At 44.2% G+C, this 23,417-nt stretch carries 17 protein-coding genes and 5 pseudogenes; 11 read left to right on the top strand and 11 right to left on the bottom strand.

Going from position 1 to position 23,417, the window contains the following annotated elements:
• The coding region (locus JCM16496_RS12625; RefSeq protein ID WP_025834680.1) for a transposase at positions 1-1,296 on the top strand (1,296 nt) is incomplete at its 5' end.
• Positions 1,297-1,485: 189 nt separating this feature from the next.
• Here the strand turns inward: JCM16496_RS12625 and JCM16496_RS12620 are convergent.
• The gene (locus JCM16496_RS12620; protein WP_025834678.1) at positions 1,486-2,364 is read right to left on the bottom strand and encodes a DMT family transporter; all 879 of its coding nucleotides are present in this window, start codon (positions 2,362-2,364) and stop codon (positions 1,486-1,488) included.
• 351 nt (positions 2,365-2,715) lie between these two features.
• On the opposite strand from JCM16496_RS12620, the gene leuS reads away from it, so the two are divergent.
• The 3 genes and pseudogenes from leuS (at position 2,716) to JCM16496_RS12605 (ending at position 7,076) form a co-directional block, all read left to right on the top strand.
• Entirely contained in the window at positions 2,716-5,553 is a 2,838-nt protein-coding gene (gene leuS, locus JCM16496_RS12615; RefSeq protein ID WP_025834676.1) for a leucine--tRNA ligase, read from the top strand.
• Between the two features lie 5 nt (positions 5,554-5,558).
• A complete protein-coding gene (locus JCM16496_RS12610; RefSeq protein ID WP_128809587.1) occupies positions 5,559-6,461 on the top strand; it encodes a YitT family protein in 903 nt (300 codons plus the stop codon).
• A 37-nt stretch (positions 6,462-6,498) separates the two neighbouring features.
• Positions 6,499-7,076 (top strand): annotated as a pseudogene (locus JCM16496_RS12605) (non-canonical purine NTP diphosphatase).
• Between the two features lie 21 nt (positions 7,077-7,097).
• Here the strand turns inward: JCM16496_RS12605 and JCM16496_RS12600 are convergent.
• Positions 7,098-7,505 carry an endonuclease domain-containing protein gene (locus JCM16496_RS12600; protein ID WP_244440369.1) on the bottom strand — a complete coding sequence of 136 codons (408 nt, stop codon included), beginning with the start codon at positions 7,503-7,505 and terminating at the stop codon, positions 7,098-7,100.
• Between the two features lie 118 nt (positions 7,506-7,623).
• Positions 7,624-8,562 carry a quinolinate synthase NadA gene (nadA, locus tag JCM16496_RS12595; RefSeq protein WP_025834674.1) on the bottom strand — a complete coding sequence of 313 codons (939 nt, stop codon included), beginning with the start codon at positions 8,560-8,562 and terminating at the stop codon, positions 7,624-7,626.
• A gap of 656 nt (positions 8,563-9,218) precedes the next feature.
• Between nadA and JCM16496_RS12590 the strand changes: the two are divergent.
• From JCM16496_RS12590 to JCM16496_RS12580, 3 genes and pseudogenes are all read left to right on the top strand, one after another.
• Positions 9,219-9,745 (top strand): annotated as a pseudogene (locus tag JCM16496_RS12590) (RNA methyltransferase).
• A gap of 311 nt (positions 9,746-10,056) precedes the next feature.
• The gene (locus JCM16496_RS12585; RefSeq protein WP_005825206.1) at positions 10,057-11,019 is read left to right on the top strand and encodes a YitT family protein; all 963 of its coding nucleotides are present in this window, start codon (positions 10,057-10,059) and stop codon (positions 11,017-11,019) included.
• 472 nt (positions 11,020-11,491) lie between these two features.
• On the top strand, positions 11,492-12,052 hold the full coding sequence (locus tag JCM16496_RS12580; RefSeq protein WP_025834671.1) for a CPBP family intramembrane glutamic endopeptidase: 561 nt from the start codon (positions 11,492-11,494) through the stop codon (positions 12,050-12,052).
• A gap of 54 nt (positions 12,053-12,106) precedes the next feature.
• Here the strand turns inward: JCM16496_RS12580 and JCM16496_RS12575 are convergent, their stop codons facing one another.
• The gene (locus JCM16496_RS12575) at positions 12,107-12,865 is read right to left on the bottom strand and encodes a response regulator transcription factor (protein WP_025834669.1); all 759 of its coding nucleotides are present in this window, start codon (positions 12,863-12,865) and stop codon (positions 12,107-12,109) included.
• 116 nt (positions 12,866-12,981) lie between these two features.
• Positions 12,982-13,614: a DUF4294 domain-containing protein gene (locus JCM16496_RS12570; RefSeq protein ID WP_025834667.1), complete on the bottom strand. Its 633-nt coding sequence runs from the start codon at positions 13,612-13,614 to the stop codon at positions 12,982-12,984.
• A gap of 97 nt (positions 13,615-13,711) precedes the next feature.
• On the opposite strand from JCM16496_RS12570, the gene JCM16496_RS12565 reads away from it, so the two are divergent.
• Positions 13,712-15,757 (top strand): helix-hairpin-helix domain-containing protein, encoded by a 2,046-nt coding sequence (locus JCM16496_RS12565; protein ID WP_025834665.1) that lies wholly within the window; start codon positions 13,712-13,714, stop codon positions 15,755-15,757.
• Between the two features lie 60 nt (positions 15,758-15,817).
• Here JCM16496_RS12565 and JCM16496_RS12560 read toward each other — a convergent pair whose 3' ends face one another.
• Together JCM16496_RS12560 and JCM16496_RS12555 are read right to left on the bottom strand one after the other, a co-directional pair.
• Positions 15,818-16,021 carry a helix-turn-helix transcriptional regulator gene (locus JCM16496_RS12560; RefSeq protein WP_025834663.1) on the bottom strand — a complete coding sequence of 68 codons (204 nt, stop codon included), beginning with the start codon at positions 16,019-16,021 and terminating at the stop codon, positions 15,818-15,820.
• Positions 16,014-16,457 carry a hypothetical protein gene (locus JCM16496_RS12555; RefSeq protein ID WP_025834661.1) on the bottom strand — a complete coding sequence of 148 codons (444 nt, stop codon included), beginning with the start codon at positions 16,455-16,457 and terminating at the stop codon, positions 16,014-16,016. Before JCM16496_RS12555 ends, JCM16496_RS12560 begins: the two co-directional genes overlap by 8 nt.
• Before the next feature lie 250 nt (positions 16,458-16,707).
• Between JCM16496_RS12555 and JCM16496_RS12550 the strand changes: the two genes are divergently transcribed.
• A complete protein-coding gene (locus JCM16496_RS12550) occupies positions 16,708-17,481 on the top strand; it encodes a radical SAM protein (RefSeq protein WP_025834659.1) in 774 nt (257 codons plus the stop codon).
• 10 nt (positions 17,482-17,491) lie between these two features.
• Positions 17,492-18,000, top strand: a pseudogene (locus JCM16496_RS12545) (flavin reductase family protein).
• 5 nt (positions 18,001-18,005) lie between these two features.
• Here JCM16496_RS12545 and JCM16496_RS12540 read toward each other — a convergent pair.
• The 3 genes and pseudogenes from JCM16496_RS12540 to JCM16496_RS12530 form a co-directional block, all read right to left on the bottom strand.
• Positions 18,006-18,844, bottom strand: a pseudogene (locus JCM16496_RS12540) (DNA/RNA non-specific endonuclease).
• 7 nt (positions 18,845-18,851) lie between these two features.
• A complete protein-coding gene (locus tag JCM16496_RS12535) occupies positions 18,852-20,534 on the bottom strand; it encodes a SulP family inorganic anion transporter (RefSeq protein WP_025834657.1) in 1,683 nt (560 codons plus the stop codon).
• Between the two features lie 98 nt (positions 20,535-20,632).
• The gene (locus tag JCM16496_RS12530; RefSeq protein WP_025834655.1) at positions 20,633-20,917 is read right to left on the bottom strand and encodes a DUF4884 domain-containing protein; all 285 of its coding nucleotides are present in this window, start codon (positions 20,915-20,917) and stop codon (positions 20,633-20,635) included.
• Positions 20,918-21,172: 255 nt separating this feature from the next.
• Between JCM16496_RS12530 and rbr the strand changes: the two genes are divergently transcribed.
• Positions 21,173-21,751, top strand: coding sequence for a rubrerythrin (gene rbr / locus JCM16496_RS12525; protein WP_025834652.1), 579 nt, complete (start codon positions 21,173-21,175; stop codon positions 21,749-21,751).
• An 89-nt stretch (positions 21,752-21,840) separates the two neighbouring features.
• Here the strand turns inward: rbr and nadB are convergent.
• Positions 21,841-23,410 (bottom strand): annotated as a pseudogene (gene nadB, locus JCM16496_RS12520) (L-aspartate oxidase).
• Between the last annotated feature and the right edge of the window lie 7 nt (positions 23,411-23,417).

Here is a 23,417-nt window from a genome sequence, read left to right as displayed (position 1 = left end):
CTGGAAAAATATCGTAAGAGTTTTCATGCGAGTGAACTTGGCAGCCTTCATTCCGTGTTTCCGTTCGAGAGCATAGCCAAAGAGATAGGCCTTTCACAATCCCGCTTGGGTCGCAGGAACTGTTTCAGTCCTTCCGCAAAGATAGCCCTCATGGTACTGAAGGCCTATACGGGATTCTCTGACAGGCTGCTGGTAGAACATCTTAACGGAAACATACACTATCAGTTGTTCTGTGGTATCATGATAGACCCGTCCTGCCCTATAACCAACTACAAGATAATCAGTGCTATTCGTAATGAGATAGCATCCCGTCTTGACATCGACTCCCTTCAGAAAATCCTTGCCTCACACTGGAAGCCTTATCTTGAGAACCTTCACGTATGTATGACCGATGCCACATGTTATGAAAGTCATATGCGTTTCCCTACGGACATGAAGCTCCTTTGGGAAAGCATCGAATGGCTCTACCGGCATATCTGCCAGCATTGTAGAGAGCTTGGTATAAGACGTCCCCGTAACAAATATACGGATGTTGCGGCATCCTATCTGTCCTATTGCAAGAAAAGAAAGAGGAAGGCCTTAAGGACAAAGATGCTGAAACGTCGCATGATCAGACTCCTGGAAAAACTCATCATACAACGGGATGACATTCACAGAGAATACGGTTCTTCACTCGCATATACACAGGATTATCAGAAACGGCTTTCCATCATCAGAAAGGTCCTTGTACAGGAAAAGGAACTCTTTGAAGGCAGGAAGGTCAGTGACCGTATTGTCAGTATTGACCGTCATTACGTACGCCCTATCGTAAGGGGCAAGGAGACAAAATCCGTCGAGTTCGGTGCAAAGGCTAATAACATACAGATAGACGGGATCTCGTTCATCGAGCACATCTCTTTCAAGGCATTCAATGAGGGCATACGTCTGAAGGACTGTATCCGTATGCATCAGAAACTGATGAATGTGAGGGTCAGATGTGTGGCCGCCGATTCCATATATGCCAATAATGCCAACAGGAAGTTCTGTACAAAATACGGGATATCAACCTCCTTTGTACGCAAGGGAAGAGCTGCAAAGGACGAGGCAGTGAGGAAGGTTCTCAGGAGTGAACTCTCCAGGGAAAGAGCCACCAGGCTTGAAGGCAGTTTCGGTACGCAAAAACAGCATTATTCGCTATCGAAAGTCAAAGCACGGAACAGGAAAACAGAAATCCTGTGGATTTTCTTTGGAATACATACGGCAAACGCCATATTGATGATTGATAAAATCAAAAACAGACAGAAGAAAGCTGTATAGCATAAGTATAAAGAATCTATTAGAAGAAGTCTCAGGCCTCTTCCGGAACATAGTGCCTAAAAGGAGAAGATTTTAGGTCAGAGAGAAAAAATAGATAATAAAAATGGCATATGAGATGATATTAGCAAGTCATCTTCATATGCATCTTACTGTTTAAAGACATTTACTAAATATCCCTAAAGAACCGTTTCATTTTTTTCCTGCCCAATAAACTCCCCCCAATATCAGCACCGCCCCCATCAAAGCAACTATAGTAAGCTGTTCGCCAAGCAGAAAAGCAGAACCTACCAGAGTGAAGAGAGGATTCAGATAAATATAGTTGGAAGCTCTTATCGTTCCCAGCTGTTTTAAGACTACGTTCCAGACTACAAAACAAATCAAGGAAGCCAATACACCCAGGAAAAGTAAATTGAACAGAATAGCCGGCTCGAGAAGACGGGCAATGTCGAAATTCCAGGGATGAATCAGAAATGCAGGAAGAATAGTCAATACTCCATAAAAAAATATCTTACGGGTAATAAAAGTTATACCATAACGATTGGACATTTTCCTCATTATTAAACTATAGAATGCCCAGGAAAAAGCTGCAAGCAAAGTAAGGAAATCACCTAAAGGAGAAATCTTCAATACAAAACTACCATTATAAACCACCAATGCCACACCAACCAACGCCAGCAAAGAACCAGCCATCAATCCACGGGTAGCCTTTTCCTTTTTATAAATCCACAAAGAAAGAATGGTCGTGAGCAATGGTGCCGTACAGACAATAAATGCCACATTCGTCGCCAATGTAATCTCCAAAGCTGTATTTTCCGTAAAAAAGTAAAATGAACCGCCTGCTATACCTCCTAAAAACAGCCAAGATTCATCTTTCCAATTATCAGCAAACAGTTTTCGGGGAGAAATAAACCAGATGCCCAGATAAGCTATCAGGAAACGAAGCAAGAATATTTCCTGCGGGGAAAGGCCATGTCCAATCAATACTTTCGTTGAAATAAAAGTCAGACCCCAAATACCTACCGTAAGGACGGCGACAAGATGATAAGTATAATTTTTCATTGCGTTCATACACTTCCGATAAGTTGCGCAAAGATACGACTTTCTTCTTCAACACAATAACGCGAAGGATGAAATCTTCCCAGACTTCATCCTTCGCTATATCCTAAAAATCTTTTAGTAAATATCCTATTGAATTAATTTAGCTATTATTTGTATTACAAACAAAAAATTAGTTTTAAAAGCACATCACAAATGTAAGTAATAAAAAGTGAATTATCAAGCCTTTGCCATTGTTTTTTATGTTACTTAGCTACAAATCTGAAAATAAACCCGTAACTTTGCACCGATATTAACCGGATACTAACCGGTTTTAACCATTGAATAAACAATGTTTTCAACAAAATATTAATTAGTACCACTATGGAATACAATTTCAGGGAGATTGAAAAGAAATGGCAGAAAAGGTGGGTGGAAAACAAAACCTACCAAGTGACGGAAGACGAAACGAAGAAGAAATTCTATGTGCTGAACATGTTCCCCTACCCCTCCGGTGCGGGATTGCACGTAGGTCATCCGCTGGGATACATTGCTTCGGATATTTACGCCCGCTACAAACGACTGCAAGGTTTCAATGTACTGAATCCCATGGGATATGACGCTTACGGTCTTCCTGCAGAGCAATATGCCATACAAACGGGACAGCACCCTGCAATTACGACCGTCAACAATATCAACCGATACCGTGAACAGTTAGATAAGATAGGTTTCTCTTTCGACTGGAACCGCGAAATCCGTACCTGCGAACCGGAATATTACCATTGGACCCAATGGGCGTTCCTCAAGATGTTCAACAGTTACTACTGCAACGATGAAAAGCAGGCACGTCCTATCCAGGAACTGATTGAAGCATTCAGCCAAACCGGTACTGAAGGAATGAATGTGGCTTGTGGGGAGGAATTGAGTTTTACCGCCGCAGAATGGAATGCCAAGAGTGAAAAGGAACAGCAGGAAATCCTGATGAACTACCGTATTGCCTATCTGGGTGAGACAATGGTTAACTGGTGTCCGCAACTCGGTACCGTACTTGCCAATGACGAAGTAATAGACGGTGTCAGTGAACGCGGCGGTTTCCCCGTCATCCAGAAGAAAATGCGCCAATGGTGTCTCCGTGTATCTGCTTATGCACAACGCTTATTAGATGGACTCGATACCATCGACTGGACCGAATCCTTGAAAGAAACTCAAAAAAACTGGATAGGACGTAGTGAAGGTGCGGAGATACAATTCAAAGTAAAAGACAGTGATTTGGAATTCACTATCTTCACTACCCGTGCAGATACCATGTTCGGTGTCACCTTCATGGTATTGGCTCCCGAAAGCGAACTGGTACAGCAACTTACCACCGACACACAGAAAGATGAAGTAAACGCTTATCTGGAACGCACCAAGAAACGCACTGAACGCGAACGTATTGCCGACCGTAGCGTTACCGGTGTATTTTCCGGAAGCTATGCCATCAACCCCTTTACCGGTGAAGCAGTGCCCATCTGGATAAGCGACTATGTGCTTGCCGGATATGGTACGGGTGCCATCATGGCTGTGCCTGCACACGACAGCCGTGACTATGCTTTTGCCAAGCACTTCGGCCTCGAAATCCGCCCGCTGGTAGAAGGTTGCGATGTAAGCGAAGAAAGCTTCGATGCCAAGGAAGGTATTGTATGTAACTCTCCACGAAAAGGCGTTACTCCCTATTGTGACCTTTCATTGAACGGACTGACCATCAAGGAAGCGATTGCCGCTACCAAGAAATATGTGAAAGAGCACAATCTGGGACGTGTAAAAGTGAACTTCCGTCTGCGTGATGCCATTTTCTCACGTCAGCGCTATTGGGGCGAGCCGTTCCCGGTTTACTACAAGGACAACATGCCTTATATGATTGATGAAAGTGCCTTACCCCTGGAATTACCCGAAGTTGCCAAATTCCTGCCTACCGAAACCGGTGAACCTCCATTGGGACATGCCACAAAATGGGCTTGGGATACTGTGAACAAATGTGTTGTGGAAAACGAAAAGATAGACAACATCACCGTCTTCCCGCTGGAACTCAATACTATGCCCGGATTTGCCGGTTCAAGCGCCTATTATCTGCGCTACATGGACCCACGCAACAACCAGGCACTTGTAGATAAGAAAGTAGATGAATACTGGCACAATGTAGACCTTTACGTAGGCGGTACCGAACATGCCACCGGTCACTTGATATATTCCCGTTTCTGGAACAAGTTCCTGCACGACCTTGGTGTCTCTGCAGCCGAAGAACCGTTCCAAAAGCTGGTAAACCAAGGTATGATTCAAGGACGGAGTAACTTCGTCTATCGCATCAAAGATACCAATACATTCGTATCCTTGAATCTGAAAGAACAGTACGACACTACCCCACTCCATGTGGATGTGAATATCGTGTCCAACGACGTGCTAGACGTAGAAGCCTTCAAAGCATGGCGTCCCGAGTATGCCACTGCCGAGTTTATTCTGGAAGATGGCAAGTACATCTGCGGATGGGCTGTTGAAAAGATGTCGAAATCCATGTTCAACGTTGTCAATCCCGATATGATTGTCGACAAATACGGTGCCGACACTCTCCGCATGTACGAAATGTTCCTCGGCCCGGTAGAACAATCAAAGCCATGGGATACAAACGGAATAGACGGTGTACACCGCTTCATCAAGAAGTTCTGGTCATTGTTCTACGACCGCAACGACAATTATCTGGTAACGGATGAACCTGCCACTAAGGAAGAACTGAAATCCCTCCACAAACTGATTAAGAAAGTGACAGGAGACATTGAGCAATTCTCTTACAACACAAGTATCAGCGCTTTCATGATTTGTGTAAACGAGTTGTTCGGGATGAAATGCAGCAAGAAGGAAATTCTGAACCAGTTCATCATCGTTCTGGCTCCCTTTGCTCCGCATGTATGCGAAGAATTGTGGGAGACACTGGGCAATGCAGGTTCTGTATGCGATGCCAAATGGCCGGTATGCAACGAAGAATACCTGGTGGAAGACACGGTCAACTACACCATTTCCTTCAATGGAAAGGCACGGTTCAACATGGAGTTCCCCGCAGATGCGGCATCGGATGTCATCCAGACTGCTGTATTGGCCGACGAACGCTCTGAAAAATGGATAGAAGGCAAGACCATTGCCAAAGTAATCGTAGTGCCAAAGAAGATTGTGAACATCGTTGTTAAATAACAGATATGCAAATTACAAAACCAACCAAAGCGGAAGTGACGAGGGAGCTGAAGGATTATATCTTCATCACTTTGGGGCTCATCAGCTATGCATTGGGATGGGCAGCATTCCTCATCCCTTACCAGATTACGACCGGAGGTACTACCGGTATTGGTGCCATCATCTATTATGCCACTGGATTTCCCATCCAGTGGTCATATTTCATCATCAATGCCGTACTGATGACTTTTGCCATCAAGATACTCGGACCGAAGTTCAGTATCAAGACCACGTTTGCCATCTTCGGACTGACCTTCTTTCTATGGTTTTTCCAGCTGTTGGTGAATGGTCCCGATGGTGTCCCTCCCCAACTGCTGGGTGAAGGACAAGACTTCATGGCTTGTCTGATAGGTGCTGCAATGTGCGGTGCCGGCCTGGGCATCGTATTCAATTGCAACGGTAGCACGGGAGGTACGGATATTATTGCAGCCATCATCCACAAATATAAGGACGTCACACTGGGACGCATGATTATGGCTTGCGATGTGGTTATCATCAGTTCCTGCTATTTTATCTTCCAGGATTGGAGGAGGGTGATATTTGGTTTTGTAACTTTGTTTGTTATCGGATTTGTACTGGATTACATAGTCAACAGTGCCCGGCAATCCGTTCAATTCTTTATTTTCTCCAAAGAATATGAAAAGATTGCCGACCGCATCACCAAGGAAACCCATCGCGGTGTAACGGTACTCGACGGTATCGGCTGGTACAGTAAACACAACGTGAAGGTACTGGTCGTACTTGCCTACAAACGCCAATCGGTAGAAATATTCCGGATGGTGAAAGATATAGATCCGAACGCTTTCATTTCCCAAAGTTCCGTCATCGGTGTATACGGAGAAGGTTTCGACCGGTTGAAAGTGAAATAGGGACTTGTATAAGCCACAAGTATAAGGAGAACATAATATGAGAAAGAAATTTGTATTTGCCACCAACAATTCACACAAACTGGAAGAAGTGACTGACATTTTGGGAGAGAAGGTCGAACTTCTCAGCATGAAGGATATCAAATGCGATACTGACATTCCGGAAACTGCAGACACACTTGAAGGAAATGCTTTGCTGAAAGCAAGATATATCTTCGATAACTATCATCTGGACTGTTTTGCCGATGATACCGGTTTGGAAGTGGAGGCCCTTGATGGGGCACCGGTGTATATTCCGCCCGTTATGCCGGCGATGCACACAATTCGGAAGCAAACATGAAGAAGTTGCTGAAAGATATGGAGGGCATCGAGAACCGGAAAGCGCAATTCCGTACCGTATTTGTACTTATCATCGACGGAAAGGAACATCTGTTTGAGGGAATCGTGAAAGGAGAAATCACCAAAAACAGAAAAGGTACTTCAGGCTTCGGTTACGATCCCATATTCATTCCCGAAGGATATACGCAGACTTTTGCAGAAATGGGGAATGAACTGAAAAATAAAATCAGCCACCGGGCATTGGCAACTACCAAACTGTGTAAGTTCTTAATGAGATAACTCCCCAATTATAACTCAATACTAACTCCAATTCCCCTCCTCCTGGGAGGAGGGGTGCCCAACGGGCGGGGTGGTAGAGAGCATACACTCTTGCGCATACCCTTCTATTTCCTCCAATATCCTCTCCGCATTCTCAAACACTGTCTTGTTTTCAAATCGCAGCACTTTAATATTCTTCACCTTATTAAGAAACAACGTACGTTTCTCATCATAATCTTGCTGCCTATTATGAACTTCACCATCCAATTCAATGGCTAACTTTAATTTAGGACAATAAAAATCAATAATATAGGGTCCTACACTATGTTGTCTTCTAAATTTTAAATGAGCTATTTGACTACTTTTCAATAAGCGCCAAAGGGTGGCTTCTGCAGGAGTAGAGTGATTACGTAATTCTTTTCGTAAATCGGTTAATTCCGATTTGTTCATGGAAGTTTGCATAGGGAAAGGGTTATTATGTGTGCTCTCTACCACCCCACCCTACGGGCACCCCTCCTCCCAGGAGGAGGGGAATTGGAGTTAGTATTGGGGTATAAATTATATTGGGTTATAACCCCAGTTGAGCCGATATTTCCAACATCCTCTTAATCGGTTTCACTGCTTTTTCTGCAATCTCAGCATCCACCTTTATTTCCGGTGATTCGTTTTTCAAACAATCATAAAGCTTTTCCAGTGTGTTCAGTCGCATGTAACTGCATTCATTGCAGGCACAAGTGCTGTCGTTGGGAGGAGCCGGAATAAATGTTGTCTGCGGGCATTGTTTCTGCATCTCGTGCAGGATGCCGCTTTCGGTAGCTACAATGTAGCTCTTTTCGGGATGTGCCACTGCGTACTTCAGCAAAGCTGCCGTAGAGCCTACCACATCGGCCAGTTTCAAGACTGTACTCTTGCATTCGGGATGTGCCAGTACCAAGGCATCGGGATGCTGCCGTTTTATTTCAACAATCTTTTCAACCGAGAATTCCTCGTGTACATGGCATGCGCCATCCCATAATAACATATTTCTTCCGGTAATGGAGTTGATATAATTACCCAAGTTCCGGTCCGGGCCAAAGATTATTTTCTCATCTTTGGGGAAGCTTTCCACAATCTGCCGGGCATTGGTAGAAGTTACCACCACATCGGTCACCGCCTTTACGGCAGCCGTTGTGTTCACATAGGATATCACCGTATATCCGGAATGCTCTTTGACAAACTGACTGAATTTGTCTGCCGGACAACTGTCTGCCAACGAACAGCCTGCCGCCATATCGGGTACCAGCACCTTCTTCTCCGGGCAGAGCACTTTCGCCGTCTCGCCCATGAAGTGCACACCGCACATCACGATGATGTCCGCTTCCGTCCGGGCCGCCCATTGCGCCAAGGCCAGACTGTCGCCCACGTAGTCGGCTATATCTTGTATTTCACCTTTCTGGTAGTAGTGTCCCAGAATGATTGCGTTCTTCTCCTTCTTCAGCTGCTTGATAGCTTCTATAAGATTATCCATAATTATATTTTTTAATTTCTCTTTCTTCTTTAAAAATCCTTTGATAGTGATGATAGGCTGTTAACAGTGTGGACAAATAAATACGATTTTTCTTGCCTATGAAGTTATTAGTATCAAGCTGAATTTTACTTTTATGCTTATAAACCGGGGTTTTTAAGTTTATCCGTTGATAATAAGACTTCTGCTAAACAGCATTAACATGTTGTTAATAATATGCAAAGTTAATAACTTTAGAGTTATAAACCGATGAAACCAGGCTGAAAAATATGTTGAATGAAGCCTGGAAAATTCTCCTTAACTTTTTTGGTTTGTTCGTTTCACTGCTGTAATATGCGGACCTTTGAATAATGCAAGGATTATTTTTAAAATTGTTTCCCTATTGTATTGACACCTTTTCAACGGTTATTAACTGGGATATAAACGGAAAAAAGTATCTTTGCAGGCGGCGTTCACCACAGAGTACACAGAGGAGCACAGAGTTTACTTCACAATGTAAAGAAGGTGTGTCAAAACAGACTTGTCAGACACTGGACTTTGACTTGTCAGGTACTGGACTTTGATACGTCGGGTACCGGACTCTGACACGTTAAAGTTCGGTACTTGACAAGCTGTATATAAAACATTGATTAATAATGTATTAAATCTGAAAAAAAACTATGCGTAAACTGAAGATAACTGAACTGAACCGTATCAGTGTGGAAGAGTTTAAGGAAGCCGAAAAGCTGCCTTTGGTAGTGGTATTGGATAATATCCGCAGCTTCATAACATAGGTTCGGTGTTCCGTACTTCGGATGCTTTCCGCATCGAGTGCATCTATCTTTGTGGCATTACAGCTACCCCACCCCATCCGGAAATGCACAAAACAGCTTTGGGAGCGGAATTTACCGTAGATTGGAAATATGTTGATAACACTGTTGAAGCTGTTGATAACCTAAAATCCGAGGGATACATCGTTTATTCTGTAGAGCAGGCGGAAGGTAGTGTGATGCTGGACGAACTGGTGCTGGACAAGACTAAAAAGTATGCTGTGGTAATGGGAAATGAAGTGAAGGGTGTTCAACAAGAAGTGATTGACCATTCGCACGGTTGCATTGAAATTCCCCAATACGGCACAAAGCATTCGCTGAATGTATCGGTTACGGCGGGTATTGTTATTTGGGATTTATTCAAGAAACTGAGATAATAACAGAGCTGTTGATAAGCTGTCAATATAGAACTATAGATTGAACACGGTGCATCTATAGATCCAGCGTGTTCAATCTATAGATCCAATAAACTAATTCTATATAGGTATGATGAGAGATTTTATGAACAGTGGTTTATTTTTATAATCAACCACTTTATTCGTTGTAAATTAATGTTTTATCCACTACTCTATCCTTTTTGTTAACCATGTATTCAACACATATCGGTTGTATGTGGAAAACTTGCTGTATAGTTGGTGTCTTTTCTTATTTTTTGTATATTTGCTGAATATATATAAATCATATCGATATGAAAAAGATAATATCTTCATGGATAGGCATTTTTGTAGGTTGTACTATTCTGGCAGCAGGTTTTGTTTACTTTATCAATCCTTATAATCTTGTTCCCGGCGGGGTGTATGGAGCCAGTATTGTGCTTCATAATCTGTTCCCTTCTATTCAGGTAGGTACTTTCGGTTATATGTTTGATATTCCTTTGCTTATCATTTCCGTGCTGGTACTGGGAGCAAAATTGGGAGCACGTACTATCGTGGCGGCACTGTTCACTCCGCTTGCCATGAATGTGCTGTCTCTCCTCTCCTATCCTTCTGAAGAAGCGCTCCATCAGTTGGACCCTACACAGTTGCTGGGTGGCAGTCTGAATATGTCCGACCATTTGATGCTGACCTCTGTGATTGGTGCGGTGGTTATCGGTATAGGCTGTGGTATTGTAGTGCGTAGCCGGGCTACTACAGGAGGTACGGATATTGTGGCGATGATATTGCAGAAATATTGCCATATACGTTTTTCAAAGGCGATACTGCTGGTAGATGGTATTGTGGTGGGATTCGGTCTATTGGTTATCGGTTTCGGTATCGGAAATCCGGATGATGCTACACAACCTTCGTGGCATTTGTCTTTCTATTCACTGATAGCCATTTTTGTCACTTCGAGGGTATTGGCTTATGTGATAAACGGGGAGAAGAATGACAAGATACTGTTTGTCATCAGCGATATGCGCCTTACTGCTTTGCACGACTATATTCTTAAAGATTTGGACCGTACAGCCACTTGCATCAAGAGCAGTGGTCTTTATACCAATGTAGACAAGGAAATGCTGTTTCTTGTGGTGAGTTATAAGGAAGTGGTAGGTATCAAGCAGAAGATAAGGGAAGTAGACCCAAAGGCTTTTGTAGTGGTTACCGATGCTTATGATGCGTTTGGTGAAGGTTGGAAAGAACTTCCGATGGCAGGAGAGGTACAACCCGAATAGGTAGTAATAAACAATTGTTCATTCTGTTATTAATAATTATATTTCTTTGTAAATCAGTGAATTATGTTTTATGTATTTGTGCTGATAACATCGTTATCAACACAATATTAACCATGTCAGGAGGCAGTTTCAACCTTCGCAGGCATGCAAGGCAGAGATAAACATTGGTAGGAATTAATTTTCTTAGTGCCTTAAAACTACCCTTATGGGTAGTGCATAGTATCTTGCAACTTGTTTACTTTGTATCAGTAAAACAATCAATCGGCAAGATATGAACAAGCTATTAATTTCGTTGTTGGTAATCGGGATATTTCTCTTGTATTATTGTATGCTTTTGGGAGTGGTGACTCCTATAGTCAGATATTCAGTTGATAATTCCTCCTTTTTTCTTTTCAATCTTTTGTGTTGTCTTTCCTCTTTGGTTGTGTTGTATTTCGTCCATGGGAAAAAATCTTTTCTTAAAACCCTGGGGTTGGAGAAAAATTTAGGGAAAGGGCTTCTTTTAGGTTTTGTCAGCACTTTGCCATTATTCATTTATTCCATTGTTTATGGTACTTGGAATATTGAACTTACATGTTGGAGATTGGTAAACGCTACTTTGTTTGCCGGATTTTTTGAAGAATTCTTTTTTAGAGGAATACTGTTCGGTCAGTTATTTAGGTATGCAAAATGGGGATTTATTCCTGCAGGGCTGTTGACTGGCATTATCTTTGGTTTTGGCCATATTTTTCAAGGAAATGATGTTCTGCAAGTTGTTATGGTGGTTACTGTTACAGGTTTGGGTAGTCTCTTCTTTAGCTGGATTTATATGGAATTCGGTCAGAATTTGTGGGCAAGCATTTCTCTACATGTATTGATGAATTTTGCCTGGACTGCTTTCAGTATTTCCGATAATGGAGCGATAGGCAGCTATGAGGTTAATATTGTGCGTATATTGGTAATCTTCATTGCCGTTTTTGGAGTAATCTTTTACAAAAGAAGGAACCATATTCCTTTTCAGGTTACTTATCGGACTCTTTGGGTTAATCATTAGTCGGACTCACGTTTTTTCATTTAAAGGAGTTGTCGGAAGTTAGAAGGAGTTATTTCAAATCAGCCGCAGATTGGCTGCGATGGCAATGGCCTCGGTAATGTTTTCTGCTTCTAACTTCTGGAAAATATTCTTTTTATGGAATTTCACGGTATTTGCATCTATAAACAGATGTTCTCCTATTTCGTTATTGGCATGACCTTGTGCAGAGAGGCGGAGAATATCTGTTTCTCGTTCGGACAGAGTGATGTTGGGTATTTCTTTCCAATGCTTGCTGTTAAATGAATAGGAATAATGAACCGGAGCATTTTTTTTCTGTAAGATAACGTTGCCTGCTGTGGTGCGCGGAGAGAGTGAAACGACACACAGAGCCAGCCATATATCACCGTTTTTGTTCAGCAGGATAGGAGTAAGTTTATGATTGATAAGTATTTTCTTTTTGTTGGCGTATTGCAAGTGGAAGTCGTATTGAATCGTCATATCTTGTCTGTTCTCTTTCTCTTGTTTGTAGTATAGGTCAAACCCGGACAGATTGATTTCCTGCAACATCTGTATTTCTTCTTCAGGGACGGTTTGCTCGTAAAACAGATAACCCATTTCTTGTACTTGTTGCGGGGTATATCCGCAGAGGAAAAGGGGGTTGGGCGAGACATATAGAAAATTCTTCCGGTTGTAATCGATAATATACATACTTTGATTGGTAGAACGAGCTACGGCGTCAATGGCTGATACGCATACTTGCAGTTGCTCGTATGCTTTTTCATCAACACTCATGTTAGGATTGATAGGGTGGAAAAACTCATTAATGTTTGACATGCAACAAATGCCTTTGGTTCTTTACTTGCAAAAATACGATTATAATTGGTGGTTGCTATTCTTTGGAGTGTTTTTTTGCCTTTTGGTATAGAGTTCTCTTTAAATCTACGGCTCTATCAGAGTTGTCCGCTTTCCACCATCAGTATCACCCGTTCGGTCAATGCATCGTCTCCCATAGGGTCGTATTGTTTTTTTAGACTGGCGCCGAAGAGTGCGGCAAAAGTCTGGTAGAAACCGGCTTTGAAAGGACCCATAAAAGCTTTTACCAGTTCATATCCGGTGGAGTTGGTCTGTCGGTCTACCAGTTTTATCAACAGTTTGCCTTGGGCAAAGGTCAGTTTCTTCATGCGGGGAGTGTATTGCTCCTTCAAGCTTTTCTCTACTGCTTTCATGTGTTTCTGGCGGGCTTTCTCGGTGGGCAGGGTCATCATGTATTCGTAGGTTTCAATGATGGCACGGTTAATCTCCTTGGAGATGGGAAGTACCTTCTTTACGTCACGAATGAGTTTGTAGTACTTGTTCATGTCGCGCTTGTTCTTGAACTTGAGCGGCTTGAAGATGTAGACAGTGGGGAGCTTGACATAAGGGATGGTATCTCCTTCGTAAACGCACATGGGAGTAAGATAGACACTCTTTTGCGCAGCAGACTGTGGTTGCTGCTGTGCAAGACATTTCAGGCTTCCGAGAGAAAGAAACATGATGAGTATTACTATGTTAAGCCTTGCGTTCATGTTGCAAAAGTACACCATTCTGTGGAATGTTGTTGCATCATGTTGATTTTTCCTTGCTCAATTAACTTATTTAAGGTAACTTCGCTTTCCAAAACATGAAAGTGACCTACTATTAATGGAATTACTCAAGATAGGAGTTTTTGTAAGTATGCTGTCAATGACTCCTATGCTTGAAGCTCAAAATACATCCGGCCTTCAGAAAGAACAGCCTTTACTTCTTTTGGAAGAAAATCTGGAACAACTCTCCATCGGGAATGAGGAAGAATACGGTTGGGAAGATGAATTGGAGGAGTTGTCCCGACGTCTGCAAGAGCCTGTCAACCTCAATGCCGCCACTAAACGGCAATTGGAGCAGTTTCCTTTTCTTACGGATATACAGATAGAGAATCTTTTGGCTTATGTCTATATACACGGACAGATGCAGACCATTTATGAATTGCAGCTGGTGGAGGAGATGGATAAACGTACCATCGACCTACTGCTGCCCTTTGTCTGTGTGCAGGCAGTGAAAGCGGGTAGGGGGTATCCTGCTTTAAAATCTATACTGAAATACGGGAAACACGAAGCATTGGCACGTCTGGATGTGCCGTTTTATACTCGTAAAGGATATGAAAAGAATTACCTGGGACCTTCCCTTTATCATTCTTTGCGCTATAATTTTCATTATGGGGATTATCTCCAAATAGGCATGACGGGAGAGAAGGATGCCGGAGAACCCTTCTTTGCCCTGCACAACGGAAAAGGCTATGATTACTATTCTTTCTATTTTCTGATAAAGAATCTGGGACGGCTGAAGGCTTTGGCATTGGGTAATTACCGTCTGAGCTTCGGGCAGGGACTGGTACTTAGCACGGATTTTCGTTTAGGAAAGACATTCTCTATGTCTACGGCAGAATATCGTACCGGAGGCATCCGTAAGCATAGTTCTACGGATGAGTACAATTATTTCCGGGGAGCGGCGGCAACGATGGGAGTATTGCCTTACCTGGATATTTCGGCTTTCTATTCGCATCGCTCCATGGACGGTGTGGTGGAGGATGGCGAGATAACTTCCATTTACAAGACGGGATTGCATCGCACGCAGAAGGAGGCAGATAAAATGAATGCCTTTGCCTTGCAGGTAATAGGTGGAAACATGACCTATGAAAAGAACTCTCTGAAGGTGGGAGTGACGGGGATTTACTATTTTTTCAACCGTCCTTACGAGCCTCGGTTGAACAAATATGCAAAGTACAATCTTCATGGAAGTGATTTCTATAACGTGGGCATGGATTATAGGTATCGTCTGGGCCGTTTTGTCTGGGTGGGGGAAGCGGCAACCGGTAGTAAAGGCTATGCGTTGCTGAACCGGCTGAAGTATAATCTTTCTTCCGATTATCATCTGCTACTTGTTCACCGGTACTATTCATATGATTATTGGACTTTGTTTGGGCATTCCTTTGGCGAAAGCAGTATGCCGCAGAATGAGAACGGATGGTATCTGGCAGCAGAGGCCACACCTTTTGCCCGGTGGAAGTTTTTCGCTTCACTGGATATGTTTTCTTTTCCTTGGTGGAAATATCGTATAAGTAAGCCCTCAAAGGGAGTGGATGCCATGTTTCAGGTTACTTATACTCCTCGAAAGAGCTTTTCGGTATATCTTAATTATCGGTACAAACAGAAAGAAAGAGACGTGACGGGTACAAGCGGTGCAGTTATCGAACCTATCTATCACCATAAACTCCGTTATCGGCTGACTTATATGCCGGGAAGATATATCTTTCGTACTACAATAGATTATAATCACTTCCGCCAGCAGGATGGGGAAGGGTATCGCTTCGATAGACGGCAAGGTTATCAGTGTACTCAACTTTGCTCGTACACTTTCCCCTTCCCTCTGTCAGTTTCCGTGCAGGGAACCTGGTTTCATACGGACGATTACGATTCGCGTGTTTACGCCTCCGAGCGTGGATTGTTATATACTTTCTATACCCCTTCCTTCTATGGCAAAGGGTTCCGTTACTCTGCTCATCTGCGGTATGATTTGAGTAAGAACTTCATGTTTCTTGCCAAGTTCGGACAGACCATTTACCAGGATAGAGAGACAATAGGTTCGGGCAATGATGAGATACCGGGAAATAGGAAAGCGGATTTGCAGATGCAACTGCGTATCAAGTTTTAGAAACTGTTTTAATTTTATTTTTTCAGGTTTAAATTAAAACAGTTTCTAAAAGCTTTCTCTTTAACTGTCACTTTGTTCCAGCATGAAAATTTCATTTACAGTCTTTCCGAATATCTCTGATATTTTCAATGCCAGCAAGGTGGAAGGGACATACTTTCCCGATTCTATAGCATTGATGGTTTGCCGGCTCACTCCTATGGCTTCAGCCAATTGCTGTTGGGTCATATGCTTGATGGCTCTTTCTACCCTTAATGTATTAGTCATTGTTGCTCCTCCTGAATTTATAAAGTTCAATGTTGTACTTTATGATGAACAGAAACAATATCATGAACAAGTCTATGAATACAAAATTAAGATATTGCATGTCATAAATCAGCATAGTGCATACTATCAGTAGGGAATACGCTGTTATGGTAGCCCAGATAAGAGAGTTTGAACGAATATCGGCAATACATTCATCTTCGTCCTTTTCTTTTGAGAAAGCTATGAATAGGAGTGAAACCGTAAGCCCTATCATGCTCAACTCGTCGAATAAGGAGTTCTTGATAATACCCCAGGGAATTGCTGAGAACACGTTTACCTTTAACCAATCTTCATTGCTGCCGTCGAAGAGACAGATGAAGGACATGATGGCGAATGGGACAAATAAACACCAACCTATCTTTCTGAAAGTGGTTGGAAATAAATAGTTCTTTCTCATAATACTATGTATTTAGATGTTATTTGCAAATGTAATGTATGCTTTACATATAAACAAGCAAAATAGATAAAATGTAATGTATACTTTACTTTTTTAACATGAAATGCATGTTTTGTAAAGGGAATATTTTCTTTTATGGGTAAACTTTTGCAAGCCGAACATTGCCAGATGCCATAGTTTTCACTTAACTTTGGAGCGGTAAGATTGTTTAAGCATTAATCAAACCGTACATCGTCAAATCGTAAATAGTATGACTGTCATTTATCCATCCCCCATATTCGGTCCCGTTCATTCCCGCCGTCTGGGAGTATCTTTGGGAATAAATTTATTGCCGGCAGACGGCAAAGTATGCACCTTCGACTGTATTTATTGTGAATGTGGTTTCAATGCCGACCATCGTCCCAAACAGCCGTTGCCCACGCGCGAAGAAGTCCGTTCGGCCCTTGAAGCCCGCCTGCGGGATATGCAGCAAAACGGGCCTACACCGGATGTACTGACTTTTGCCGGTAATGGAGAACCGACGGCACATCCCCGTTTTCCCGAAATCATAGAAGATACACTTGCCTTGCGCGACAAGTATTTCCCGAATGCAAAGGTGAGCGTACTGAGCAATTCTACCTTTATCCATCGTCCTGCCGTATTCGAGGCTTTGAACAAGATTGACAACAACATCCTTAAACTGGATACGGTGGATGAAGAGTATGTCCGTGTACTTGACCGTCCTACCGGACATTATTCCATCCGGGAAATTATAGAAGGAATGAAAGCATTCAAAGGGAACTGCATTATCCAGACCATGTTTCTCAAAGGAAGTTATAAAGGACAAGATATGGATAATACATCCGATAAATTTGTCCTTCCCTGGCTGGAAGCTGTCAAGGAGATTGCTCCCCGCCAAGTGATGATTTATACCATCGACCGCGAAACGCCCGACCATGATTTGCAAAAGACCACCCGCGAGGAACTGGATCGTATTGCGGAACGGATACGTGAAACGGGTATACCGGTAAGTGTTTCTTATTAATAATATACTTATGAAATCAATAGCAATTAAAGATTTAAGCGAGAACTTCTTCGAAGTGATAGGCAAAGAGTGGATGCTGGTTACGGCAGGCAGTAAAGAGCATTTCAACACCATGACTGCCAGTTGGGGAGGTATTGGCTGGCTTTGGAACAAGCCGGTGGTATTTGTCTTTATCCGTCCCGAGCGCTATACATATGAGTTTATGGAGGAGAACGAATATTTCACCCTTTCTTTTTTAGGAAAGGAAAACCGGAACATTTACAACCTTTGTGGCAGTAAATCGGGTAGGGAAGTGGATAAGGTAAAGGAAACTGGTCTGAATCCTATCGTTACCGAACGGGGAAACATTCTCTTTGAGCAGGACCGCCTGGGATTGGAGTGCCGCAAGCTTTTCATTACCGATATGAAAGAAGAACTCTTCCTCGACCATTCCGTCTACGAGCGTTGGTATGGCGGTGACCACGGTGGATTGCACCGGGTTTATGTAGCGAGATTGTAGATGCCTGGGTAAAGGAATAACTCCTTTACCACAGTTTCAAGTCATACTCGGCTTCCACCTTCTCTTCTATTTCATCCGGAAGGGCGGGGAAGAAGTCGATACCTGTAATCCGTTCCACTTCGTCCACTGTATTGACGTAGCTGTCTAACGGATGATTGCCCGATGTATTCTTATAAATGAAGCCGATGGCTTTGGGGGGATTGCTGTCTGCACACAGAACGACCTTAAAGAATGCTTCGGGCACTGTAATCTTGTGCTTCTTGCCGATGGTGCGGTGACGTTGGTCATAGAGAATAGGGCCGCATACAATGTATATCTTGCCTTCTTCTTGTGCCCAACGGCGGCATGACTCTTCCAGTTCTTTCCAGTCGCCACGGTTCAGATTGTGGTTCTGCGGGCAAATGTTTGTCATGTAGAAGCTCTCTTGCATGGCTTTCCAGTGCCAGCGGTTGTCACCGGCGGGACACATGTGTCCGCGGTCCATGCCGGCTCCCTTGTAATCATCGGTGGTTACTGCCTCGTGCTCCGGCAGGTCGGGGTCGGGCAGGAACTTGTCTGTACGGCTTTCACGTTCCACCAGTTTGTCGGGAGTGAGTTCCCAGGTACCCAGTTGGGTATCTTCAAGTCCTTGTTGTAGGATACTGTGTAGCCTTTCCGCTGGAGAATCTGTTCGGAGACGTTCTTCAGCTTTGCTGGTATTTCAAAGCGCGTGCCTGCCGGGAGTTCTATCTTGGCAGGAGTAGAACTCTTTTGCCTGGCATCCGAAAGTATCTTTGCAACGGGTTCATAGGCAAGGCAGACTGCACATATAAACAATATAAGATAATAGACGCCCTGCGATTGCTTCTTTTTTTTTCGTGCCATGCCGGGATTAGTGTTGGATAATCATTTTGGCCCTTTCCAGTGCCACATTTATGTTCGGACAGATATTTTCTTCGCCCAACAGCTCATAGAAGCCTGATTTTTCCAGTACCTTATGTACCTTTTCATTGACACCGGAGAGCACGATGGTTATTTTTTCCTTTTGAGACATCTCACAAAGACTTGTCAAGTTATGGATACCGGTAGAATCGATGAACGGAACTTTACGCATGCGGATGATGCGCACTTTGGGGCGGTCGCCCAGCCGCGCCATGATTTCTTCGAATTTGGTGGCGATGCCGAAGAAGTAAGGACCGTTTATTTCGTATACTTCCACATCCTCGGGGATTATCAGGTGCTCGTCATTGCTTGCAATGTCCGATTCTGCATTCGGGTCTATTTCATCTTTGATGACGGATATTTCGGTAGTCTCCATGACACGGCGCATGAACAGCACGCAGGCAATCACCAGACCTACTTCAATGGCAATAGTCAGGTCGAAGATGACGGTCAGGAAGAAAGTAATCAGCAGTACCGTGACATCCGACTTGGGGTTCTTCAGCAGTGCCTTGAACGTGCGCCATCCGCTCATATTGTAGGATACGATGACCAGTACCCCGGCCAGGCAGGCCATCGGGATATACTGTGCCAGCGGCATAAGGAACAGCAAGATGAGCAGCAATACCACTGCATGCACGATGCCTGCCACGGGGCTTTTTCCTCCGTTGTTGATGTTTGCCATGGTACGCGCGATGGCTCCGGTGGCAGGAATGCCGCCAAACAGCGGGGTAGCCATATTGGCAACACCTTGTGCTATCAGTTCCGTGTTGGAATCGTGTTTGTCGCCTATCACACCATCGGCCACGGTGGCAGACAGCAAAGATTCGATGGCACCCAGCACGGCGATTGTAATGGCTACGGGGAAGAGGTTCTTTATCGCTTCCCAATCCAAGGCAGGCATCACGGCATCCGGCAGTTCGGCACGGATGCTGAAACGGTCGCCGATGGTATCGATACAGTCAATGCCTCCGTATGTTTTCATCAGCCAGACTGCCACTGTCACCACGATAATGGCAATAAGTGACCCCGGAATCTTCTTCGAGAACCGCGGTGTAATGGCAATGATGAAGATACTGACAATACTTACAATCGTGTTCCACCAATTGACGGTATCGAAATGCCGGGCGTAAATCATCCATTTCCCTACAAAGTCTCCCGGCACTTTCTCTCCTCCGAAGGTCAGCCCGAAGATGTCGGCAATCTGCGTAGTGAAGATGGTGACGGCAATACCGCTTGTAAAACCTACGATGATGGGATAGGGGATAAACTTGATGACAGCTCCCAGCTTGAACACTCCCAGCAGGATGAGCAGTACGCCTGCCATCAGTGTGGCGACAATCAGTCCCGATTCACCGTATTGCTGGATGATGCCATAGATAATGACGATGAACGCACCGGTCGGTCCTCCAATCTGTACCTTGCTTCCACCCATCAGGGAGATGATGAAACCGGCTATGATAGCCGTAATGATACCTTTCTCCGGTGATACGCCGGAGGCGATACCGAATGCGATGGCCAGCGGGAGGGCTACGATACCTACGATGATACCTGCCATCAGGTCGGCCATGAACAGTTCTTTAGAGTAATTTTTTAAAGCCGTGTATAGCTTTGGTCTGAATTCGAACGCTTTCATTATAATCTACTTTTTTATACGTTTTTTTATACAGAATGTAATGTATATATTGCAAATTGCCTGCAAAAGTAGATAAAATAATGCATTAAGCGTATAGATTACTCTGTTTTTTGTATTTCCAATGGTTCTTTGCGGATGGTGACGGTGCGGTGCTGGGTCGAATCGTTTTTGATGGCAGTTACGTCTCCTCGGGTAGTGAAGTAAACATAATGGCCCATGTCGTAGAAGCGGTAGACCTTGCAGCCGTCGTGCTCAAACAGATAACTTACGGTGTAGGTGGTGTTGTTTTCAGACGGTTTCTTCTCCAAAGGGATGGAAGAGTAGCATGAAGTGAGTCCTGCAAGGACGAACAGAAGGGTGAATAATTTACCGGTCGTTTTCATAGCCTGTTTTTTTTTAGTGTATTGGTGAACACAAATATAGTGTATTTTGTTTTCCTTATCAGATATGTGCTATTAATTATGTCTAAAATGCCTCTTCGGGTTATCGGTGAAGATAGATTCTTTCTATAAGACGATAGATAAATCCGATGAGGCAAAAGTGTGGTTATTTCAAACTAAATTTGTAATTTTGTATTGTTTACGAACAGTACGAACGATATTTATACGTAATTATATTAACTAATAAAAAAAGAGACTATGGCTAAAAGTGTTAAAGGAACTCAGACTGAGAAGAATCTGCTGACTTCATTCGCTGGTGAATCACAAGCAAGAATGCGCTATACTTACTTTGCAAGCGCTGCCAAGAAAGAAGGTTACGAACAAATCGCAGCTATTTTCACAGAAACGGCTGACCAGGAAAAGGAACACGCTAAACGTATGTTCAAGTGGCTGGAAGGCGGTATGGTGGAAATCACCGCTTCTTATCCTGCAGGTGTTATCGGCACTACTCTGGAAAATCTTCAGGAAGCTGCTGCCGGCGAACACGAAGAATGGTCATTGGATTATCCTAAGTTTGCTGATATTGCAGACGAAGAAGGTTTCCCCGAAATCGCTCTTATGTACCGTAACATCGCCATTGCCGAAAAGGGACACGAAGAACGTTATCGCGCTTTTATCCAGAATATAGAGACTGCCAGCGTATTTGCCAAGGAAGGTGAAGTGGTATGGCAGTGCCGCAACTGCGGTTTCATCTACACCGGTAAGGAAGCTCCTCAGGTATGCCCGGCTTGCTTGCATCCGCAGGCTTACTTCGAAGTGAAGAAGTCAAACTATTGATAAATACCTCCTGCCTGTGCAGGTATGGATAACGGGAAACGCCCGGATGCTCTGAAGAAAGCATCCGGGCGTTTTGTTTTGATTTATGTTTATTTCTTGGCGTGCGGATAGTCTATCGTGTAGTGCAGTCCGCGGCTTTCCTTGCGTTCCATGGCTTGCTTTGTTATCAGGTATCCTACGTTTATCATGTTGCGCAGCTCGCACAGCTCTCGGGTAGCCTTGCTACGCTTGAAGAGTGCTTCTGTCTCCTCGTAAAGGATGTCCAGTCGGTTCCAGGCACGTGTCAACCGGGTATTGCTGCGGACAATGCCTACGTATGCCTCCATAATCTGGTTCACTTCCTTCATGCTTTGTGTGATGAGGACACGTTCTTCGGTGGAGATGGTACCTTCGTCGTTCCATTCGGGAATGTCTTCGTTGAAGTCATAACGTTCCAGTACGCTCAGCGCGTGTTTGGCTGCCGCGTCGGCATAAACCACGGCTTCAATCAGTGAGTTACTTGCCAGACGGTTGCCGCCATGCAGTCCGGTGCACGAACATTCGCCGATGGCGTACAGACGGCGGATGCTGCTCTGTCCGTCCAAATCCACCGTGATGCCTCCGCAGAGATAATGGGCGGCGGGGGCTACCGGTATGTATTCCTTTGTGATGTCGATACCGATGCTGAGGCATTTCTTATATATGTTAGGGAAGTGCTTCTTGGTTTCTTCGGGGTCTTTGTGGGTGACGTCCAGATACACATGGTCCTCACCGCGCTGTTTCATTTCGTTGTCGATGGCACGCGCCACGATGTCACGCGGGGCCAATGAGAGTCGTGGGTCGTACTTCTGCATGAATTCTTTTCCGTCTTTGGTGCGTAGCACGCCGCCATAACCGCGCATGGCTTCGGTGATGAGGAACGAGGGACGGTCTCCCGGATGGAAAAGGGCTGTGGGATGGAACTGGATGAATTCCATGTCTTTCACTGCTCCCTTGGCACGGTAGACCATGGCAATGCCGTCTCCCGTGGCCACCAGCGGTTGGTGGTATGGCGGTAAACGGCTTCGCAACCGCCCGTTGCCATGATGGTGACTTTGGAAAGGAAGGTATCTACCTCGCCCGTCGCTTCGTTCAGCACGTAGCACCGTAGCACTTGATGCCGGGGGTGTGGCGGGTAACGATGATTCCCTGGTGATGCTGGGTGATGATTTCCACAGCGTAATGGTCGGTCAGTACGGTGATGTTGGGGTGTTGTTTCACGGCTTCGATGAGGCTGGTCTGTATCTCTGCACCCGTATTGTCCTTGTGGTGGAGGATACGGAATTCGGAGTGGCCGCCTTCCTTGTGGAGGTCAAACTCTCCGTCCTCCTTTTTGTCGAAGTTCACTCCCCATTTGATGAGCTCCTTGATTTGTTCGGGGGCATTGCGCACCACCTTCTCTACGGCTTCACGGTCGCTTATCCAGTCACCCGCAATCATGGTATCTTCGATATGCTTTTCAAAATTGTCTACGGCCAGATTGGTGACAGAGGCGATACCTCCTTGTGCAAAATAAGTGTTTGCCTCTTCCAGACCTGCCTTACAGATGAGGGCTACTGTTCCTTTATGCGCTACTTTCAGCGCAAAACTCATACCGGCAAGTCCGGAGCCGATAACGAGAAAATCGAACTTTCTTACCATAGGTTTT

This window comes from Bacteroides rodentium JCM 16496, from assembly GCF_000614125.1.
Classification (GTDB): domain Bacteria; phylum Bacteroidota; class Bacteroidia; order Bacteroidales; family Bacteroidaceae; genus Bacteroides; species Bacteroides rodentium.
Note: the sequence above shows the minus strand (reverse complement) of the source record. Positions and strands in the feature narration are given on the sequence as shown.

Excerpts from the sequence above, each read along its gene's own strand:
- JCM16496_RS12610 (WP_128809587.1), top strand. The coding sequence starts at position 5,559 with ATGCAAATTACAAAACCAACCAAAGCGGAAGTGACGAGGGAGCTGAAG.
- JCM16496_RS12530 (WP_025834655.1), bottom strand. The coding sequence starts at position 20,917 with ATGAAAACGACCGGTAAATTATTCACCCTTCTGTTCGTCCTTGCAGGA.
- JCM16496_RS12550 (WP_025834659.1), top strand. The coding sequence starts at position 16,708 with ATGACTGTCATTTATCCATCCCCCATATTCGGTCCCGTTCATTCCCGC.
- JCM16496_RS12560 (WP_025834663.1), bottom strand. The coding sequence starts at position 16,021 with ATGACTAATACATTAAGGGTAGAAAGAGCCATCAAGCATATGACCCAA.
- JCM16496_RS12575 (WP_025834669.1), bottom strand. The coding sequence starts at position 12,865 with ATGTCAAACATTAATGAGTTTTTCCACCCTATCAATCCTAACATGAGT.
- JCM16496_RS12585 (WP_005825206.1), top strand. The coding sequence starts at position 10,057 with ATGAAAAAGATAATATCTTCATGGATAGGCATTTTTGTAGGTTGTACT.
- rbr (WP_025834652.1), top strand. The coding sequence starts at position 21,173 with ATGGCTAAAAGTGTTAAAGGAACTCAGACTGAGAAGAATCTGCTGACT.
- JCM16496_RS12535 (WP_025834657.1), bottom strand. The coding sequence starts at position 20,534 with ATGAAAGCGTTCGAATTCAGACCAAAGCTATACACGGCTTTAAAAAAT.
- JCM16496_RS12620 (WP_025834678.1), bottom strand. The coding sequence starts at position 2,364 with ATGAACGCAATGAAAAATTATACTTATCATCTTGTCGCCGTCCTTACG.
- JCM16496_RS12565 (WP_025834665.1), top strand. The coding sequence starts at position 13,712 with ATGGAATTACTCAAGATAGGAGTTTTTGTAAGTATGCTGTCAATGACT.
- JCM16496_RS12570 (WP_025834667.1), bottom strand. The coding sequence starts at position 13,614 with ATGGTGTACTTTTGCAACATGAACGCAAGGCTTAACATAGTAATACTC.
- JCM16496_RS12600 (WP_244440369.1), bottom strand. The coding sequence starts at position 7,505 with ATGAACAAATCGGAATTAACCGATTTACGAAAAGAATTACGTAATCAC.
- nadA (WP_025834674.1), bottom strand. The coding sequence starts at position 8,562 with ATGGATAATCTTATAGAAGCTATCAAGCAGCTGAAGAAGGAGAAGAAC.
- leuS (WP_025834676.1), top strand. The coding sequence starts at position 2,716 with ATGGAATACAATTTCAGGGAGATTGAAAAGAAATGGCAGAAAAGGTGG.
- JCM16496_RS12555 (WP_025834661.1), bottom strand. The coding sequence starts at position 16,457 with ATGAGAAAGAACTATTTATTTCCAACCACTTTCAGAAAGATAGGTTGG.